Annotated in this window: 18 protein-coding genes; 16 read left to right on the top strand and 2 right to left on the bottom strand. The window is 62.8% G+C overall.

The annotated features are described in order from the left end of the window. Positions 1–193 precede the first annotated feature (193 nt). From QZX93_RS10455 to QZX93_RS10400, 12 genes are all read left to right on the top strand, one after another. The gene (locus QZX93_RS10455) at positions 194–1,219 is read left to right on the top strand and encodes an RAMP superfamily CRISPR-associated protein (RefSeq protein ID WP_295392273.1); all 1,026 of its coding nucleotides are present in this window, start codon (positions 194–196) and stop codon (positions 1,217–1,219) included. Next, positions 1,216–3,123: a type III-B CRISPR-associated protein Cas10/Cmr2 gene (cas10, locus tag QZX93_RS10450; RefSeq protein ID WP_295392271.1), complete on the top strand. Its 1,908-nt coding sequence runs from the start codon at positions 1,216–1,218 to the stop codon at positions 3,121–3,123. The genes QZX93_RS10455 and cas10 overlap by 4 nt, the downstream gene beginning before the upstream one ends. Further along, the gene (locus QZX93_RS10445; protein ID WP_295392268.1) at positions 3,113–4,342 is read left to right on the top strand and encodes a type III-B CRISPR module-associated Cmr3 family protein; all 1,230 of its coding nucleotides are present in this window, start codon (positions 3,113–3,115) and stop codon (positions 4,340–4,342) included. Before cas10 ends, QZX93_RS10445 begins: the two co-directional genes overlap by 11 nt. 26 nt (positions 4,343–4,368) lie before the next feature. Continuing rightward, the gene (gene cmr4 / locus QZX93_RS10440; protein WP_295392267.1) at positions 4,369–5,223 is read left to right on the top strand and encodes a type III-B CRISPR module RAMP protein Cmr4; all 855 of its coding nucleotides are present in this window, start codon (positions 4,369–4,371) and stop codon (positions 5,221–5,223) included. After that, a complete protein-coding gene (locus QZX93_RS10435) occupies positions 5,220–5,597 on the top strand; it encodes a type III-B CRISPR module-associated protein Cmr5 (protein ID WP_295392266.1) in 378 nt (125 codons plus the stop codon). The genes cmr4 and QZX93_RS10435 overlap by 4 nt, the downstream gene beginning before the upstream one ends. A gap of 3 nt (positions 5,598–5,600) precedes the next feature. Then, entirely contained in the window at positions 5,601–6,794 is a 1,194-nt protein-coding gene (gene cmr6, locus QZX93_RS10430) for a type III-B CRISPR module RAMP protein Cmr6 (RefSeq protein ID WP_295392265.1), read from the top strand. Continuing rightward, positions 6,791–8,185, top strand: coding sequence for a TM1812 family CRISPR-associated protein (locus tag QZX93_RS10425; protein WP_295392264.1), 1,395 nt, complete (start codon positions 6,791–6,793; stop codon positions 8,183–8,185). Before cmr6 ends, QZX93_RS10425 begins: the two co-directional genes overlap by 4 nt. 21 nt (positions 8,186–8,206) lie before the next feature. Then, the gene (locus tag QZX93_RS10420) at positions 8,207–8,614 is read left to right on the top strand and encodes a nucleotidyltransferase substrate binding protein (RefSeq protein ID WP_295392263.1); all 408 of its coding nucleotides are present in this window, start codon (positions 8,207–8,209) and stop codon (positions 8,612–8,614) included. Continuing rightward, the gene (locus QZX93_RS10415; RefSeq protein WP_295392262.1) at positions 8,607–8,966 is read left to right on the top strand and encodes a nucleotidyltransferase domain-containing protein; all 360 of its coding nucleotides are present in this window, start codon (positions 8,607–8,609) and stop codon (positions 8,964–8,966) included. Before QZX93_RS10420 ends, QZX93_RS10415 begins: the two co-directional genes overlap by 8 nt. A 67-nt stretch (positions 8,967–9,033) precedes the next feature. Next, on the top strand, positions 9,034–9,561 hold the full coding sequence (locus QZX93_RS10410; protein ID WP_295392261.1) for a hypothetical protein: 528 nt from the start codon (positions 9,034–9,036) through the stop codon (positions 9,559–9,561). A gap of 2 nt (positions 9,562–9,563) precedes the next feature. Further along, the gene (locus QZX93_RS10405; protein ID WP_295392260.1) at positions 9,564–9,884 is read left to right on the top strand and encodes a DUF1874 domain-containing protein; all 321 of its coding nucleotides are present in this window, start codon (positions 9,564–9,566) and stop codon (positions 9,882–9,884) included. 245 nt (positions 9,885–10,129) lie between these two features. Beyond that, positions 10,130–10,441 carry a nucleotidyltransferase domain-containing protein gene (locus QZX93_RS10400; protein ID WP_295392259.1) on the top strand — a complete coding sequence of 104 codons (312 nt, stop codon included), beginning with the start codon at positions 10,130–10,132 and terminating at the stop codon, positions 10,439–10,441. A gap of 130 nt (positions 10,442–10,571) precedes the next feature. Here the strand turns inward: QZX93_RS10400 and cas6 are convergent, their stop codons facing one another. Beyond that, entirely contained in the window at positions 10,572–11,522 is a 951-nt protein-coding gene (gene cas6, locus QZX93_RS10395) for a CRISPR system precrRNA processing endoribonuclease RAMP protein Cas6 (protein WP_295392258.1), read from the bottom strand. A gap of 178 nt (positions 11,523–11,700) precedes the next feature. Here cas6 and ptsP point away from each other — a divergent pair, with 178 nt between their 5' ends. The 4 genes from ptsP to QZX93_RS27340 all read left to right on the top strand — a co-directional run bounded on the left by ptsP (position 11,701) and on the right by QZX93_RS27340 (position 17,302). Next, positions 11,701–14,286 (top strand): phosphoenolpyruvate--protein phosphotransferase, encoded by a 2,586-nt coding sequence (gene ptsP, locus QZX93_RS10390; RefSeq protein WP_295392257.1) that lies wholly within the window; start codon positions 11,701–11,703, stop codon positions 14,284–14,286. Positions 14,287–14,311: 25 nt separating this feature from the next. Next, positions 14,312–16,393, top strand: a complete 2,082-nt coding sequence (locus tag QZX93_RS10385; RefSeq protein ID WP_295392256.1) for a PTS transporter subunit EIIC — start codon at positions 14,312–14,314, stop codon at positions 16,391–16,393. 394 nt (positions 16,394–16,787) lie between these two features. Continuing rightward, positions 16,788–17,012: an addiction module protein gene (locus QZX93_RS10380; RefSeq protein ID WP_295392255.1), complete on the top strand. Its 225-nt coding sequence runs from the start codon at positions 16,788–16,790 to the stop codon at positions 17,010–17,012. 14 nt (positions 17,013–17,026) lie between these two features. Beyond that, the gene (locus tag QZX93_RS27340; protein WP_366760137.1) at positions 17,027–17,302 is read left to right on the top strand and encodes a type II toxin-antitoxin system RelE/ParE family toxin; all 276 of its coding nucleotides are present in this window, start codon (positions 17,027–17,029) and stop codon (positions 17,300–17,302) included. 164 nt (positions 17,303–17,466) lie between these two features. On the opposite strand, the gene coaE is transcribed toward QZX93_RS27340, so the two are convergent. Further along, a complete protein-coding gene (gene coaE, locus QZX93_RS10375; protein ID WP_295392254.1) occupies positions 17,467–18,063 on the bottom strand; it encodes a dephospho-CoA kinase in 597 nt (198 codons plus the stop codon). Positions 18,064–18,069 lie beyond the last annotated feature (6 nt).

The raw sequence follows: 18,069 nt of genomic DNA, 5'->3' as shown, positions 1-18,069 counted from the left end.
GCAAACCGACTTCAAGCGAAACACAGGTTTATATTGCATCCGGACGCTTGCTTCTTCGGCAGATCTGCAATAATCAAACGCCGTATTTATTAGCCGTTAAGTAAGCCTCTATCTCAAAATGGTTCTTAGACAGCCTCTTACAACGCGCTCTTCAGAAACGGTATTAGGATTTTCATCCTGCGGTACTAGCCGCGTGATCAACGAGAACGTCACACTCGACGATCCCGCCGCCTATGCGCTTTGGCCGGCCCGTGCCACGGCCCAAGGAGAGTCGCCGGCGGAGCGCTGGGCACCCGGCATCCGCTTCACGCTGGTATTGCGTCTCATCCTGGGAGCCGATGCAGCAACCGATACACGCCAGATCGAGCACACGCTGCGCGCGTGGTTGCTCTTCGGCGGCATCGGGGGTCGCACACGCCGGGGTTGTGGCGCACTTGGCATCCCCGATGAGACAGCCCGAACCATTTGGCTTCCGGAGTCTCTGGATCTCGGCGCCATTGGCGCCTGGTTGTCATCGGGGCAAACTGCCAATGCGGTCTATCCGTCGCTATCCGGCGCGCGACTCTGCATCGGCCAACTCCGCTCGGCCACAGACACCTGGCATGAAGCTATCGGCTGGTTGCGAGATTTTCGGCAAGGCACCAATACCGCTCGAACGGACACTGCCACCATCGGACCATTTGCCCGACAGCGATCGTCGCTAGCGCGCGGTAACGCCGGGCGCCCCGGGCGTTCCCGCTGGCCGGAACCGGATCTGATCCGACATGCCTTCGCAGCCTACGACCATAACGCACTAATCCCTGCGAATCCGATCAGTTGGCCCCGCGCGGTGTTCGGCCTGCCGATCCAGTTTCGGTTTCAGAATAAGGATCGGAGCGGCAACTTTTTCTCGAACCGCCCACCGCAAGCCGGCGAGTTAGGCTGGTCGCCGACCGGTGACCCGCATGCACCAAGCCAACGCCTCACCAGCCCGCTGCTGGTTAAGCCGATCCAGGCACGCAACGGTAAATTCGCCGCAGCTGCCCTTTGGCTGAGTCGTACCCTGCCTAAAGAAGCCGTGGTAGGTATCAAAGCTAAGGGTTCTTTGCGAAGCCCGGCGCCTATCGGGCAGATGCTGACTTCGCCGCTGTTTACTCCGTTGACCGGAAAGACCAGTACGGAGGATGCATTCATGGACTGGCTCAAGACTAACTTGCGCCTAACCGGGGGTACCCTATGAGCCGCACCGTGCTGATTGTCGCTATTGGTCCCGTACAACAATTTATCGGACAAGCGCGCCGGATGCGTGACCTTTGGTTTGGGTCCCACATTTTGTCTGAGATGTGCAGGGGCGCCGCGTGCTCTTTGGCCGAGTCCGGCTGGAGTCTGGTATTTCCGGCGCTCGCTGCGGGAGACATTGAACTTAGCCGTTGCGATGGTGCGATACGCCCCAAGACTGGCGTACCGCCTCTCGGTATTGCTAACAAGATTGTGGCAACCCGTCAAAGCGGTGATGATGTGACAACGACGGTCGCCGTATCTACGGCAAGGATTGCAGCCGCCAACATTTGGAAACACTTTGCTAAGGAGGCCAACGGTCGGGCCAAGGGGCTCATTGCCCACCAATTGGGTGCGCATGAATCACCGGAGGCGGTTATCGAATCCTTCTTGGAAGTGATTGGTGGCTGGTCAACTTACGAGGCGGACGGTGAGTTCGAGTCTGCTCGTTTAGCAGCTGAACAGGCGGTGGCAGCACGTAAGGTACTGCGCGATTTTCGCCAATGGCAAGGCGGACCTCGTCGAAAGTCGAGCCTTGATGGCCAGCGCGAGAGCATTCTGGTCGATCGCAAATATGGCGAGCATCCATCAAAATTGGCCTTACGATTCCGTCTTAGTCCGCAGGAACACTTGGACGCAATTGGAATGGTCAAACGGGCTGGTGGCGATCCGGATCAATTCGTTCCCATCGCCAGGGTCGCCGTGGAGCCTTGGCTCAAGGCGCTTGATGAGGCGGCAACAACACACCGATCACTCGATATAGCGCTCAGAACACTCGAGGCCGAATGCGAGAAGCAAGGTGTTCCTCGGTGTCAGCGTGGCGTTACACGCTGGCTAAGGGGCGCCTTTCTATATGACGGCGAGATATTCTTTGAGGGGCAATGGCCCGCTTTGAGCAAGGAGCTTGGCCTAAAGGGCTTTTTCGACCCCTACGTCAAGCGACTTTTTCGTGCGAACCTATCGATCCCGGAGCCCTACCCCTATGTTGCCTGCCTACACGCCGACGGGGATCGAATGGGGAAGGCCCTGGGTCGGCTTGGCTCGGCGATACGGCAATCACGCCTGTCGGAAGCCCTGGCTAAATTTTCACAGGGTGTACGTGACATCGTCGAAGAACATTCCGGTCTGCACATCTACGCCGGCGGGGACGACGTAGTCGCAATCCTCCCGGTCCTTCACGCGGCGAACTGCGCCGAAGCCCTCAGAGCAGCCTTCATCGACGTAGTACAACCCATATTTCTGGAAACATTCCCAGACTGTGATGATCAACCACCGACCCTCTCCGTCGGGATCGGCATAGCGCACTTCTTGAAGCCCCTCGGTAATCTGCTCGGCCTCGCCCGCGAAGCGGAAAGCTTTGCCAAGCAGGGGGAGAATCTCGCCGATGGCGATCCGCGTCAGCGCAATGCCCTTGGCGTCATTTTCGACAAGCGCAGTGGTGATACCATCAAGTGGCGTGCTCAATGGGGCCAGCAACAGTCGCCCGGCAGGCGCCTCAACGACCTTGTTGGCTTGCTTAGCGACGGCCGGCTCCCAAGAAAGCTGCCGTATGAAATTCGTAAGATCCTGAAAGATGTCGAGCAGGAGCCAGACCCCAGGGATCGCATCGTTGGCAGGACGTGGCGACTGGAGGTACTGCGAATACTGGCGCGCAAGCGGCCGGAGGGGACCGAACAGCGGATCACACCCGAGGACATCGGTCTCGGGCTCCCATCACGTGAAGACGCCCGCGTCGATACCGTACTTGATGCGCTGCGCGACTGGGTAGATGCTGCGATGATAGCCAGCGCGCTTGCCGATGCCGAGCGTAATGTCAAGAATGTAGCGGCACGAGGAATCGCATTGGAGATTCAGCATGGCGATTGATCTGGTGTTGAGCCCGCGTGACGGACTAACCTTGAAAGATGCCCGCGGTTTTGATCTCGCCGGGGGTGTGACCGCCAGTGGTTTGCCCTGGCCGGGACCCCGCACCACGGCTGGCGCAGCCCGCACCGTGATCGGCCGACTGCAAGGTCTGTCACAGACCTATGGTGAAGATCGTGACGCCTGGCAAAGCATCCTTGGCCAAGTGACGGTACATGGCCCAATGGTGGTGACACGCCCGATCGACGCAGAGCGGTGGTTTCCCTTGTGGCCCGCGCCGCAAGACGCACTGCGCCTCCCGCATCCGAAGACCGGACAACGCGACGCGCCTGATGCGCGCATCCACTGGCTCGAACCCCGCCCTCGCGATGTCGTGCGATGGCGAGCGCGCGGGCTCTGGACCGACCAACCGGAAGAGGTGGCCGCCACGGAGGGCCTGTGGTTGCCGATCCCAGACGAGCGCATCAAGCCACTCTCGCCCCGACTGCTCTGGTCGCACGATGAGACCGTGGACTGGCTGCGCGGGCCGCAGTCCCACGACGAGCGAGCGTCGCCGCAACCAAAGCAGCGTGTGGATACCCACGTCGGCCTCGACCCCGCAACCCTTGCGGCCAAGGACGAGTACCTGTTTGCCCACGCGACCTCTGAGCCCCTGATCGCTGGCGCGCGCCGCGTGATTTATGAGTTGGGTTTGGCCTTACGCATAAATGGCGTGCCGGAGGGACAAGACATCACCGCGCCGATTTGGCGAATTGGCGGCGAGGGACGTTTTGCTTCCGCGAAGATCCTTCCGTCTGAGGTTCTCGCCGCCCCCGACCGATTGGCCGATCATTGGGACGAGAGCCGCTTTCTGCGCCTGCTGCTCGTAACACCGGCCTACTTCAATACGGGTTGGCGCCCGGATTGGCTCGCGCCCACCGCAACTGAAGAAGGCTACCGGTTCCAGGGGATACTGCCGGGCATTAACCGTCTGGTGGCCTTGCGCAGTGCGTTTCTGGACCGCGCTTGCTGGATTAGCGGTTGGGACTTATTAAGCCAAAAGCCTAAGCCGTCGGTCGCCTGTGTCGCCGCTGGCACCGTGTACTATCTTGAGTCCTTGTCCGCTCCGTTCACGTCGACGGACATCCAAAGCCTCTGGCTATCGAGTATCCAGCAAGCGGGTGATGCCATCCGAGACGGCTTCGGCCTGATACTCCCCGGGGCTTGGCCGGTAAGCATCTGAATTGGAAATCAACGAGAAACGATATCATGCAGCGCGCATACTTCATCCACGCACTTTCCCCTCTCCATCCGGGTACGGGGCAAGCACAAGGCGCCATTGACTTGCCCATCGCCCGCCTGCGCGGGACGGGCATTCCTTACTTGCCTGGAAGCTCGGTCAAAGGGGTTCTAAGAGACGCCTATCGTGAGGAAGGACTACACAACGCGGTATTCGGTCCCCCGGTGAAGCTCGGTCAGGAGGACACCCGTTTCTCCGGCGCGTTGGCGTTTGGCGATGCTCGGCTCTTGGCACTGCCCGTGCGCAGCTTCCACGGCACATTCGCCTGGGTCACCTCGCCCCTATTGCTACGTCTCGCGCGGCGCGATTTAGAGTGGTCCCATCAGATCCCAGGGGCATATTCAGTCAAGGGGAAGGGTTGGATCGGAGTCACTCAGTCCACGGTGTTGGCTGCCAACGGACACGTCTTTCTTGAGGATTTGGAGTGCCCGATGAACGAAAAGGAACAGGATCTCGTCAGCCTTTGGGCGAAATCGCTGGGCCAACTCGTACTCAAGGAAGACGTCGAGATTTTCACGGAGCGGTTCGCCGTGGTAGACGACGAGACGATGACTTTCTTGTGGGAGCATTCCACCCAAGTTGACGCGCGGGTGCGGATCAATGAGCAGGGCGTGGTTCAGGACGGCGCCCTGTGGTACGAGGAAAGTCTACCCGCCGAGACATTGCTTCTCGGGGTAGCCGCAGTGATCAAGAGCGGAGAAAGACCCGATCAATGGCTTGACTATTGCCTGGGAGAAGAGCGGGCGAACCTGCAATTTGGCGGAAAGGCCACTGTAGGGCGCGGTCGTGCCCGGCTCGTACCGGTCACGGGAGAACGGCGATGACACTGAAGACACTAGAGCAGGTTCGCATGAAGCGTGCGTACGCGGCTATCGATGACACGCAAGGGGCGCGACGCACGACTTGGCTGCAGGCCGTGAGTGGGTTCGGTCCGGAGATTCAGCGATCCGGTCTGCTGCAAGCACTTGCCTTCCTGCACCGCGGGCCGACTAAGGATATTGCGGACGACCTCTGCAAACAGATTCGCGAACATCTGACCAAGCTCGGTCACTTGCCCGCGCCGAAACGGGTTACCAGCTTTCTCATTGAGGTTCGGGACCTGGACCGAGCGACCTACATGCGAGTGACTCGCGAAATCATGGCCCTCTCGGTTTGGCTCAAACGGGCCGGTCAAATTCTCGGTGATGACAAGGAGTAATCTATGCGTACCGCGCTGGCGAATACCCTCGGCCGAAGCATCGACTCGCGGAGCGCCCATCCGGGGCTACTTTATGAGCGCTACGTACCGCTGATCTACGGTGACGAAACCGCAGGCCGGTCCGATCGGAAAGTGCCGGATGTCGGCCACATGCGATCCCCGGAGGATCAGGACGCACTGCTCCGACATGTTACCGGAATCCCCATGAGTGCGGCCTACCGAGTCGCCTGGCACCGCTGGCGGCGCGCGTTGCAGGAGTCGCGGGCAGTGATGCAAACCGTGGAAGCAACCAGCCGGTTGCTGCTGGGCCACGGTAATCCGGCACCGACGGAGGTCGGGATCACCCTCCACCACGTCTACGGGGTACCCTTGCTGCCCGGTACGGCACTGAAGGGCCTGCTAAACCATTATCTTGCGACCTGGGGAGCCGCGACCGACGCTGAGTGGAAAGGGGTGCAATACGACGCCGGCGGCCGCCCGCAGGGCGCGCCGGGGGTTTATCATCGGGCCATATTTGGCGCGCCAAACCTCCCACTCGGCGAGAGCGGCGAGCAAGAGGGGAAATCGGGCGGGGTTGTCTTCGAGGACGCTTGGCTTGTACCGAGCGGAGACGACTATCCGCTGTGCTCCGATGTGCTGACCCCACACCAGAAGGAGTACTACCGAAACTTCGGAGCGGAACCCCCAAATGACTGGACAGACCCAAACCCGGTAACCTTCCTGACAGTCAAGCCCAAGATGCGCTTCCTAGTCGCGATTTCGCCGGCAAGCGCACAAGGTGAAGGCGCGGAACTCGCCATGCGGCATCTGCTCGATGCGTTGGAGCAATGGGGTGTAGGCGCCAAGACCCGGGCTGGCTATGGCCGCTTGCATCGCATAGCGGAGGAACCTGCGGGCAGGATGGAGAGGGCGCAGCTGGCGGGCGCAGGAATGGCGGCATCAGCGGCACCATTGACCGAAGCGCTACAGTCTCTTAAGAATTCAGTTTCAGCGGTTCTCAACCCGCCTAACCGAGACCAGGCCCCGCCGATCGCGGAACGCCTTGCCCGTCTAATCACGGACGACCTTCTCAATACCCTTTCACCAAGTGACTACACCGTCGCCCAGAAGCTTCTCACACCACTTGTCGAGCATGCTGGCCTGCGCAAGCGGCGCAAAGACAGGCTCGACGAGATTCTGAAAAAGGTGATCCCATGAATGCACGTATTGTGCTATTTCTAGGTCCTCGTGGCGATGACGAAGAAACAAGTTACGCTCGCCTTGATAGGCTGGATCAGGCGACAGGTGCGCAAACGCGGCTTCCGTGGAATGTTCTTGTGGACGATTGTCAGGAGTCATGTCCAGGGGCACATATTCATGTATTGATCATCGGTAGCGAACTCGCGTATCGTGAATGGCAAGGTTATCTTCAGCAAGATGCAAAGGACGCCGGCTATCCGGACCGCTGCAAGATACCGATCGCCTTTGTTCGCTACAATGAAGCTGCACTGAACCCCAGCAACCGAGATGTCTTCTGGCGCTTTTTCCAGAATCTTCGACTCGCGCTGGGCGGGGACCCAATATCGCATTTGGATGAATTTTCGATCGCCGAGAAGAGTTCGGCAGAACGGTTTTCCCAGGAAGCGGACTACGTGTGCGTGGACATTACGCGCGGCTTCCGCGCTGCCCCCTTTCTTGGTGCCTCAGCGCTCGCATTTGCCCAAGCCAGCAACCGACGGCGGGGGCGTACCGTTCGCCATCGCATCTATTATGCCGCCAAAGATGCGGAACAGAATAGAATCATTCCGATATGGGATTTGACGCCATTTGTCGAAGGAGTTGAGCTCAGCGATGCGCTGGATGCGTTCTCCCGTCATGGGCGCGCCGATGACTTAGCCATGTTTTTCAAGAATTCGCAGATCACAGAGGTAATAAAGTTGGCCGAACCGATGCGGCAGTTCGCCGACGATCTATTGCTGATGCGTATTCCGAACCTTCTCAAAGACAGTGCCCCGGCAGTTCAGCAGGCATTATCTGAATCCTTCGATTATTTGAAAGATGCTTATCCCTCGGTTAGCAATGATCTTCAGGATTTCAGGGATCAGATAGATCAACTCGCCCCCAACGGCGTAGGGCCGGACCCGGTGAGTTTAGATGGACTCAAGGCGGCAGCTGTTCTAGCGGACCGCTTATGGTTCACTCGTCGATACGCGGAACTTTACGGTCTACTGAGGGAGTCACTGCTGACAGCATTCACTGTCGTGTACGTTGCAGAGCCGCATTTGCAACCGAATCGACTTGATCAAAAGAAGTTCGCTGATCAGCGTGCCCAGATTGAACAAAGCTGGTTTCCGTTGCTTGAAAAGTCGAAATTCTCAGAGTCGTGTGTACAAAAGAAGCCGAGGTTCATTTTGACCTTTAACACGTCGAGCATTGATGATGCCAGGAAAATTGCCAAACAGATAGACGACTTTAGCCGCTTACGTAATGACGTCGCCCACTGTTCCATGGGCACTAAACCGAACAAGGAGGAAGAACTGCGAGCCGAATTAAAGAACAGCCTTGACGCGTATAAATCGCTGGTTGAAGCGCTAGTTTGCCGTCAATAGCGAGTAACGCGACGCATTACCATGCTCGATTTAACCCCACTGGAACGCGCCCTCGCCGCCCTCGACCGCAGCCTCTCACGCTTCGCCGGGGCGCCGACTGACGAAGAAGTGCGCGATGCGTGCATCCATCGCTTTGAATTCACCTTTGAGCTGAGTTGGAAGATGCTCAAGCGGCGGTTGCAAATGGACCTGCCCAATGCGCAGGAGGTGGACTCCATGACCTGGCGGGCCTTGATGCGCGCGGGCGCGGAGCAGGGCTTGATTGATGATGTCGCGGGGTGGCTGGTATATCGGGAGAAGCGCAATATCACCTCACATACTTACGATGCCATAAAGGCGGCCGAGGTCGCGGCGGTACTGCCGGAGTTCGCGCGCGCCGCGCGCGCTCTGCTCGGCCGCTTGCAGGTACGCGGGGCGGCAGATGCTTGACCTGACAAGACAACAGCTTGCGATCGTACGCGAGCTAATCGCACGCCATCTGCCGAACCGCGAAGTCCGAGCCTTCGGTTCGCGGGTGAACGGTCGGGCCTGGCGCTATTCGGACCTGGACCTGGCGGTGATGGGGGGTGAGCCACTGCCGAATCTGGTCCTCGCGACCTTGCGCGCCGATTTTGAAGACAGCGACTTGCCGTTTCGCGTGGACCTGCTCGAATCACGCGATCTGCCGGCCGCCTGGATCACCAGTTTCAATGACCAGTCGGAGCGGATCTATCCGCCGCTGTTCGCGGCTGACCGTGGGACGGACGGCACCCCGCATGCCGAATTAGCGAGCGAGTCCTAGGTCGCGATCCCGATCACTGCGGGCCAATTGCCTGCGTCATTTCTCACTCGATCACAGGCCACAATCCATGCTCGATTTCTTGAAGTTTGCGACCGATAGTGTACTCAATCCGATCAGCATCTGGCTCAGTGTGATCGTCTCGGTTCCCATCTTCTGGACCTGGTGGGACTTGGTCATCGGACGACGCTATCGCCATCGCCGCTGGCAGGACGAGGTGAGTCGTCAGGCGGGGAGTCGGCCGGCGATCCTGATCGTTGACCTACTGCCTAATAAGAACATCCGGGCGGCCGTGGAGCATTTCCGCGCGGGTTACGACGACCTGAGGGCCATTCCGGAGGAGCATATCTTTGTGGTGAGCCGTGACGCCTGGCTGGAACCCAGCGATGCCCCGGGACTGGTGCTGGACATCCAGGCCGCGGCCGCTGAAATCCTGCGTTGCGGGGCCGACGTACTTCATTACTTTCACGCCGGTCCCGTGTTCGCTTCCGCCGTGGTCGGCGCGGAATTTGCCAACGCCGGATGCCGCGTGCTGTTGTACCAAAACGAGCAGGGGCACTATGTGAATTTCGGTCCCCTGCGTCATCCGAGGTTCTGACTATGACCTGTTACGTTCTGAACACCCCGGTACTCACGGCTTATGGCGACTATCGCTTTACCGGGCCCTTGACCGCATCACAAGCCGCGGAGCGACTGACCGCGGGATTCGTGTCGGCCGTCGGGCATGGTGCCGCGGCGGTGTTTCTTAGCCGGCTCTTGGATCTTGAGGTTGCATGCAATAGGATAACGATCGCCATGCAGCCGGGCGACACGGCCTTGGTGCTGCGCCTGATCACACGACTCCCCGAGGGCATGATGCTTACTGCCGAGGAGATGACTGCGGTGGATTTTGAATTGGGCTGGCTGGAGCGAATGGCCTGACGAGGTGAATTGGTCATTGATTGGGTTGCCGGAGAATCCTTGTCCGGCTTTGATGATCGTTCCGGGCGCGGGCTTCCGGGCGCACAGCGCCCAACACATGCGTGACACCGCTCGAGCGGTGTCACGAGATGCCGTGTGGCAGCAGTTATGATCAAGACCCCTTGTCCGATGAATTGGGGTAGCGGTTGCACCGCCCCTGTGGACACGCGATCCCTTCCGGCAATCACTCAAGAGTGGCTAGTCCTATGATCACCGCCCCCCAGATCGACGCCGCGGTACGCGTCCTCTCGGAGGCGGCAAGACCGACGCGTATCCTGCTGTTCGGCTCTTATGCCCGGGGCGATGCCGGTGCGGACTCCGACCTGGATTTCCTGGTGATCGAGTCAGGGGTGGAGAACCACGCCAGGGAAATGGTGCGTCTGCGCCGGGCATTGCGCCCGTTGCGTCTGCCGGTGGATGTGCTGGTCTACTCAACAGAGGACGTCGCGCGCTGGGGCGACCAACCCGGTAGCGCCTTGTACTGGGCACTGCGGGAGGGCAAGGTGATGTATGGATAGTCCCTCGGTTGCGCAGCGGCTGTTGGAACTTGTACTGCGTGATGACCAAGCCTTTTGGATGATTTGGGAGGCCGCCACCGGCTAAAGCCTCGACCTCCAGTGGCGGGCGGGTCGCCGCTCCTACGCAGCCTCATCCCGCCAGGCTCAACAACTCATACCACCCAAACCCCATACTCGCATTCTTCCCCACATTGAGCCATTGCCCCAGATGCAGATAAGGCCACAGCGCCGTGCTGTCACTCAGGTCGAGGTCCACATGGCCGATAAGCCCACCAGTGTCGACCCGCTGACCGTGGCGGGCGGCGAAGCGGCTGGCGGATTGGTGGCGCAGCGCGCGCTCGATGACCTGCGCCCGTTCGCTGGCGGCCTTGAGTGTGTCGAAGGGGGCCTCGAGTTGGCGACCGGTATAGAAATACTGGAGCAGGCTGGCGCGGCGCACCAGGGCCATGAGGAAGGGGCCTAAGCTGAAACCGCCGGCACCGGCGGCCTGGCCGGACGCCTTATAGGGGCTGCGGAAACGGATGCGTACGGCGGCGGGTGCCGGCGGGGTCGGCGGCGGTTCGGGGGGCTGCACGGCGAGTAGGCGCCCATGGCTGCCGACCAGTTGGGGCGGCCGGCCGTCGGGCAGGTGTTGGGTGACGTCGTGCAGCCAGACCCGGCCGCGCTGGGGTCCGAGCCCCGCCTGCCCGGCCGCGGCCAGGGCCTGGATGACGAGCGGCAGGCGGGTGTTGGCCTCACCGACCAGCACCAGTGAGACCGCGAGCGCCTCCCCGGCCCGGACGACCTCGGGATAGTCCTGGTCGATCCGAAAGGCGTGGGGGACGGGGACCCGGTCATAGCGGCGCATCAGGTCGGACGCGGGGGGCCGCGGGCCGCTGAAGAGGTAGCTGTATTGGCACTGGTGCAGGAGCAGACAGCCCGTGCAATCGGTCGCGGGGACGACACAGCACTGCCGCCGCAGGTGCAGGCCAAAAACGCCGTGCCAGAGCCCGCGGGGATCGGCCGCGGGCCGGAAGTCGGCGTCCGCCAGGTAGCGGAAGCTGTAGAGGGAGAGTGGAAGCCGGGGCTGCTCGATGTCCATGGCGGGAGACTCAGGCTGGGGGCTCGCTCATGCTATCCGGCGGGGCGCATAACTTCCAGCGCATTGACAGTTGCCCTGGACTGCGCTCCCTGCCAGGATTGGGCGCCGCCGACCGCCTCCCGCCGCCCGACCGGGTACGGCTCGGTGGCTGGCCGAGCGAGGCCCTGGAAACTCCCGCGTGCAACCCCATGGCGGGGGCGACGCGACCAGTCATCACCAGATAGAGGAGATCGCGGTGCGAACGATTGAGCTGAAGGCGCCCCTGGACGGTGTCACCCTGCCCCTGGAACAGGTCCCCGACCCGGTGTTCGCGCAGAAGATGGTGGGCGACGGGCTGTCGCTCGACCCCCTGAGCCAGGTCCTGCTCGCCCCCTGCGCGGGGACCGTGACCAACGTACACAGAGCCGGGCACGCGGTGACGCTGGTCACGCCCGAGGGCATCGAGTTGATGATGCACATCGGACTGGATACGGTGAACCTACAGGGCGAGGGGTTCACGCCCAAGGTGGCCGCCGGCGCGATGGTGGTCCTGGGCGATCCGCTGATCGCCTTCGACGCGGATTACCTGGCGACCCACGCCAAGAGCCTGCTGACCCAGATCGTCGTCACCAACGGCGAGCGCGTGGCGGCCTACCATCCGGCCACCGGTCTGGTGCAGGCCGGGGTCGACACAGTGCTCACCCTGGACCTGGCCGAGGGGGTTGCCGACGAGGCAGCGGCATCCGGCAAGCGGCTGATCTCCGAGGCGGTGCTGATCCCCAACCCGACCGGCCTCCACGCCCGCCCGGCGGCGGTGCTGGCTAACCTGGCCAAGCGCTACCAGGCGCGCATCCTGATCCAGCGCGGTGACGACCAGGCCAACGCCAAGAGCCTGGTCGCCATCATGGGCCTGGCCATTGAGCAGGGCGACAAGGTGGTGCTGGTGGCCGAGGGTCCGGACGCGGCGCCGGCGCTGGCCGCGCTGGTGCCGGAGCTGGCCGCCGGTCTGGGCGACGAGGGCAGCACGCCGGCCCCGGCGCCGGCCACCACCGAGGTGAGCGCGGATGCCGCCCCGGCCCCGCGCCCCCGCTCGGACGACCCCCAACTGCTGCTCGGCGTACCCGCCTCGCCGGGGCTCGCGGTGGGGCGCGTGTGGCGGCTGCGCCGGGAGGAGATCGAGGTCCAGGAGACCGGCGAGCCCCCCAACCAGGAGCGCCGCCGGCTGGAGGACGCGCTGGATCTGGCCCGCAATCAACTCGAGGCCTTGCAGGCGGAGCTGCGCGGCCAGGCCGATCCGGCCAAGGCGGCCATCTTTGCCGCCCACCAGGAGCTGCTCGGCGACCCGGGGCTGCTGGACATCGCCGACAGCGCCATCGCCAAGGGCAAGAGCGCCGCCTTCGCCTGGCGCGCCGCCTTTACCGCCCATGCGCAGAGTCTGGCGCGGCTGCGCAATCAACTGCTCGCCGAGCGCGCCAATGACCTGCGCGACGTCGGCCGGCGGGTGCTGGCCATCCTCACCGGCACCCCGCTGGAGGAGCCGCCGGCCCCGCCGGACACCATCCTGATTGCCGAGGACCTCACCCCGTCGGATACCGCCCGACTCGACCGCACCCGGGTGCTGGGCTTTGCGACGGTGGGCGGCGGCGCGACCTCGCATGTGGCCATCATCGCCCGCTCGCTGGACCTGCCCGCGGTGGCCGGTATCGAGCCCCGCGCGATGGATTTGGCGGACGGCACGCCGGTGATCCTGGACGGGTCCAAGGGCAGCCTGCGCCTGGACCCGGACCCGGCGGAGATCGAACGCATCAAGACGCTCAAGGAGCGCCTGGCGGTGCGGCGCGCCAATGACCTGGCCGCGGCCATGGACCCCGCGGTCACCAGCGATGGGCAGCGGATCGAGGTCGTCGCCAATATCGGCGGCCTGGATGACGCGGCACGCTCGCTCCCCCTGGGTGGGGAGGGCGTGGGCCTGCTGCGCTCGGAGTTCCTCTATCTGGACCGGACCGCCGCCCCCACCGAGGACGAGCAATACGCCATCTATTCGTCCATCGCCGAGGTACTGGACGGACGGCCAATGATCATCCGCACCCTGGACGTCGGCGGGGACAAGCCCCTGGCCTATCTGCCCATGCCACGGGAAGAGAACCCGATGCTCGGCATCCGCGGGGTGCGTATCGGGCTCGACCGCCCGGAGATCCTGCGGACCCAGGTGCGCGCCATCCTGCGCGCCGGTGAGGGCCACCGGTTGCGGATGATGTTCCCGATGATCGCCACGCTCGATGAGATCCGCTCGGTGAAAGGGCTGGTGGAAGAAGAGCGCGCGCGGCTGGGCGTCGGCGCGGCGGTGGAGTTGGGCATCATGGTGGAGGTGCCGGCCGCCGCCGTGCTGGCCCGCCAATTCGCCCGCGAGGTCGATTTCTTCTCCATCGGCACCAACGACCTCACCCAATACACCCTGGCCATGGACCGCGGTCATCCCAAGCTCGCCGCCAAGGCCGACGCCATGAACCCGGCAGTGCTGCAACTCATTGCCCAGACGGTCGCGGGCGCGACCGCCGAGGGCAAATGGGTGGGGGTCTGCGGCGGGCTCGCGAGCGATCCGCAGGCGGTGCCCATCCTGGTGGGGCTGGGGGTGGCTGAACTGTCGGTCAGCGTGCCGTCCATTCCGGCGGTGAAGGCGCAGGTGCGCGCCTACTCGTTGGCGCAATGCCAGGCCCTGGCGGCACAGGCACTGACCCAGGACAGCGCCGCCGCGGTGCGCGCCCTGGTGCCCCTGGACTATTGAATCGGCATTCGCCCTGGAGAAACAGATGAGTCTTCAAACCGTTTGGGGCAGCACCTTCGGCGGGCTGCAAAAGATCGGCAAGGCGTTGATGCTGCCGGTCTCGGTCTTGCCGGTGGCCGGTATCCTCTTAGGCGTCGGTTCCTCCATTGCCCGCGAGGCGCAGACCCCCTGGCTGGCCGAGATCGGGCGGATCATGTCCGCCTCCGGCGATGCCATCTTTATGATCCTGCCCCTGATCTTCGCCATCGGCGTGGTCCTGGGCTTTACCAAGAATGACGGGGTGGCGGCCATGGCCGCCACCGTCGGCTATTTCGTGCTGTTGGCCGCGCTCGGCGTCATCGGCCTGCTGTTCATCGGTTGGGTGGCGCCGGTGGAGCCGCTCAAGATCGCCGGCGACGGCGGCAAGGCCGTGCATGTGGAATACGACGCGGAGCGCGCGCGCTTCCTCTGTCTCGATAAGGACGGGCGTACGCTGGAGAAGGTCAGGGTCGCGGAGGCCAAGGACCATAGCCTCACCTGCGAGCAGATCAAGGTGCCATTCATCATCCGGGCCGATCGGAACTCGGGAGGTGCGATTGCACTCTACGATGCCGGCCAGGGTGAGCTGGCGCCCTTCCCGGCCGCCAAGAGCCGCGCCGAGATCAAGAAGATCTTCGGGATCGAGTCGATCGACACCGGCGTCTTCGGCGGTATACTGATCGGACTGCTCTCCGCCTTTCTCTTCAATCGCTATTATCGGATCTCGCTCCCGGCCTATCTCGGGTTCTTTGCCGGCAAGCGCTTCGTGCCCATCGCGGTGTCCTTTGCGGCCATTGGCCTGGCGGCGATCCTCGCGGTCGTGTGGCCGCCGATCGGGGCGGCCATTCGCGACTTCGGCGATTGGGCGGCCTATGGCAACCCGGCGGCGGCGGTGACCATCTATGGCGTGGTGGAGCGTATGCTCCTGCCCTTCGGTCTGCACCACATCTGGAACGTGCCCTTCTTCTTCGAGGTCGGCACCTATGTCGATCCGACGACCGGTAAGGTCGTCCATGGTGTGCTCAATCGCTTCTTCGCCGGCGACTATGAGGCGGCGATCCTGGGCGGCGGTTTCGTCTTCAAGATGTTCGGCCTGCCGGCCGCCGCGCTCGCCATCTATCACTGCGCCAAGCCGGAGAACAAGGCGCGGGTGGCCGGTATCATGGGCTCCGCGGCACTCACCGCCTTCCTCACCGGCATCACCGAACCGCTGGAGTTCGCCTTCCTGTTCGTCGCCCCGCTGCTCTATGTTGTCCATGCCGTATTGGTGGGCGCGGCCTATCTCAGCACCTACCTGCTTGGCGCGCGTCTGGGCTATAGCTTCAGCCACGGCTTCATCGACTACGCGCTCTACTATGTCAATGACATCAAGCCCTGGATCATCCTGGTGCTGGGGCCGATCTTCGCGGTGGTCTATTATGTGGTCTTCCGCACGCTGATTCAGTGGCTCGACCTCAAGACCCCGGGGCGTGAGCTCGAAACCATCGACGCGGGCGACGCCAAGACAATGGTCGCAGACGACTTTGCAAAGGAATTGGTCCTGGCCTTCGGCGGCAAGAGCAACATCCTGGGCCTGGACGCCTGTATCACCCGGCTGCGGGTGGCGGTAAAGGAGATGGGTAAGGCCAATCCGGACAAGCTCAAGGCCCTGGGCGCGGCCGGTGTGGTGACGGTCGGCAATAACCTCCAGGCGATCTTTGGGCCTAAATCGGACAATCTGAAGACCGACATGGAGGAATACCTGGCCAACGCCGGCCCCGAGGCCGAATTGCCGGAAGGGGCCGACGCACCCCAGGTCCACTACAAGGCCGATGCATTGAAGCCGCGCGCCCGCGACGCCAATGCCCCGGCCAAGGCCCGCGCCATACTGGCGAGCCTGGGCGGTACGGGCAATGTGCGTCAGGCAGAGGCCGCCGCCGAGACCCGGCTGCGGGTGACGGTCACGGATGGCGCCAAACTGGATGAAGCCGCACTCCAGGCCGCCGGGGTGCAGGGCATCCTGCGACTGCCGGACAATGTGCTACACCTGTTGGTTGGGCTCAATGCCGACCAATACGCGGCGGAGTTGAAGGCGGCAATGGCGGGGTAGGAACTCCGGGTCATCTGGCTCCCACGCTCCAGCGTGGAAGCAAGGGCGGGCGCTCCGCGTCCCGTCTGGCACCTGGAGCGAAGATTGCGCCGCGATCTGGTGGGGACCGTTCGATAAACCATCGGCAGGAGAATCAGGACAAGGTTGCAAGTGCCGTCACTGTGGCAAACAGACGCTTCATAATGTTGCATCGATCGGAGATGTGCATGTCTGGCGGTGCAGCATATGCGCCGCGACGCAACTTGAACAATCCGCTTAACCTCTCCTGATCTTGCTCCAATGCACCACCGTGGGAGCAAATCGCTACGCGTTGAGGCGGGCTTGAAAACCGTCCCTACGGAGCGGCCAAGGCAGCATTCCCACGCGGAGTGCGGGAACGAAAAGAGATAACACCATGCAAGATTCCACTAACCGGCTGCTAAGTCAGGTCATTTCACTGCCGCCAAACGAACGGGCCGCGTTGGTCGAAGGGATTATCGCCAGCCTTGATCGGCCGGACCCCTCCCTGGATGCCCTGTGGCTCAAAGAGGCGGAAGATCGCCTTGCGGCATACGACGCTGGGGATCTGGAGGCGGTTGACGCCGATCAGGTCTTTGCTGAACTGGGTAGAAAAACTTGAGAACTCGTTTCTTAGTGGCCGCCCGACGCGAATTGGCTGAGGCCGTCCGCTACTATAACGCCGAGCGAACAGGATTGGGCAACGAGTTCCGGGACAAGGCATGGGAGGCAGTTGAGCGGATTAAGACATTCCCCACCGCCTGGCAAGCGCTGGACGGATCAATCCGGCGATGTCAGTTGGAGCGCTTTCCCTATGGCCTCATCTACTCAGTGAGACGCACTGAAATCGTTATCATTGCGGTCGCTCATCTGCACCGCGAACCCCAGTATTGGAGATCCAGAATAAATTAGTGTCATCCGGTGGACCTGGCGTACCGGCCGCGCGGTCAAACGGTGGCTAAGGCGCTGGGTGGCACGGTGGCGCCGCCCGGAATAGCCCGGCGGGAGCGGGCCGACCCGACGCCGGCGCTGCACCATGTCCGATCCACTCGCTCACACCGACTTATTGCAAAGCCTCAAGCCGAGCGCGCCAGGGCCAGATAGCGCCGATGCAGTCGCTCGATCTGCGGCCCCAGTTCCGCCGGCTCGCCCTGGTTATCGATCGCCTCGTCGGCCCGCGCCAAGCGCTCGATGCGCGGTACCTGGGTCGCGACGATCCGCGCAACCTCGGCCGCGGCAAGCCCGCTGCGGCGGCACACCCGTTCGATCTGCAACGGTTCCGGGCAGTCCACCGCGAGCACCCGATCCACCAGGGTCTCCTGGCCGGTCTCAAACAACAGCGGGATGACCAGTACCGCGTAGGGGGTCGGCAACTGCGCCGCGCGCTCAAGCATCAGGGCGCGGATCGGCGGGTGCAGGATGGACTCGAGCCGCCGCCGTGCCGCCGGGTCGGCGAAGACCAGGGCGCGTAAAGCGGCACGATCCAACTGGCCATCCGGTTGCAGGACAGCGTCGAACGCGGCGGCGATGCGCCCCAGGGTCGCCGTGCCGGGCTCCGTCAGTTCCCGGGCCAACAGGTCGGTGTCGATGACCCCCGCACCCAAGGCGGCGAAGCGCTCGGCCACCGTGGACTTGCCGCTGCCGATCCCACCGGTGAGCCCGATTGTAAGCACGTGGCC

This window comes from uncultured Thiodictyon sp., from assembly GCF_903946935.1.
GTDB lineage: Bacteria > Pseudomonadota > Gammaproteobacteria > Chromatiales > Chromatiaceae > Thiodictyon.
Note: the sequence above shows the minus strand (reverse complement) of the source record. Positions and strands in the feature narration are given on the sequence as shown.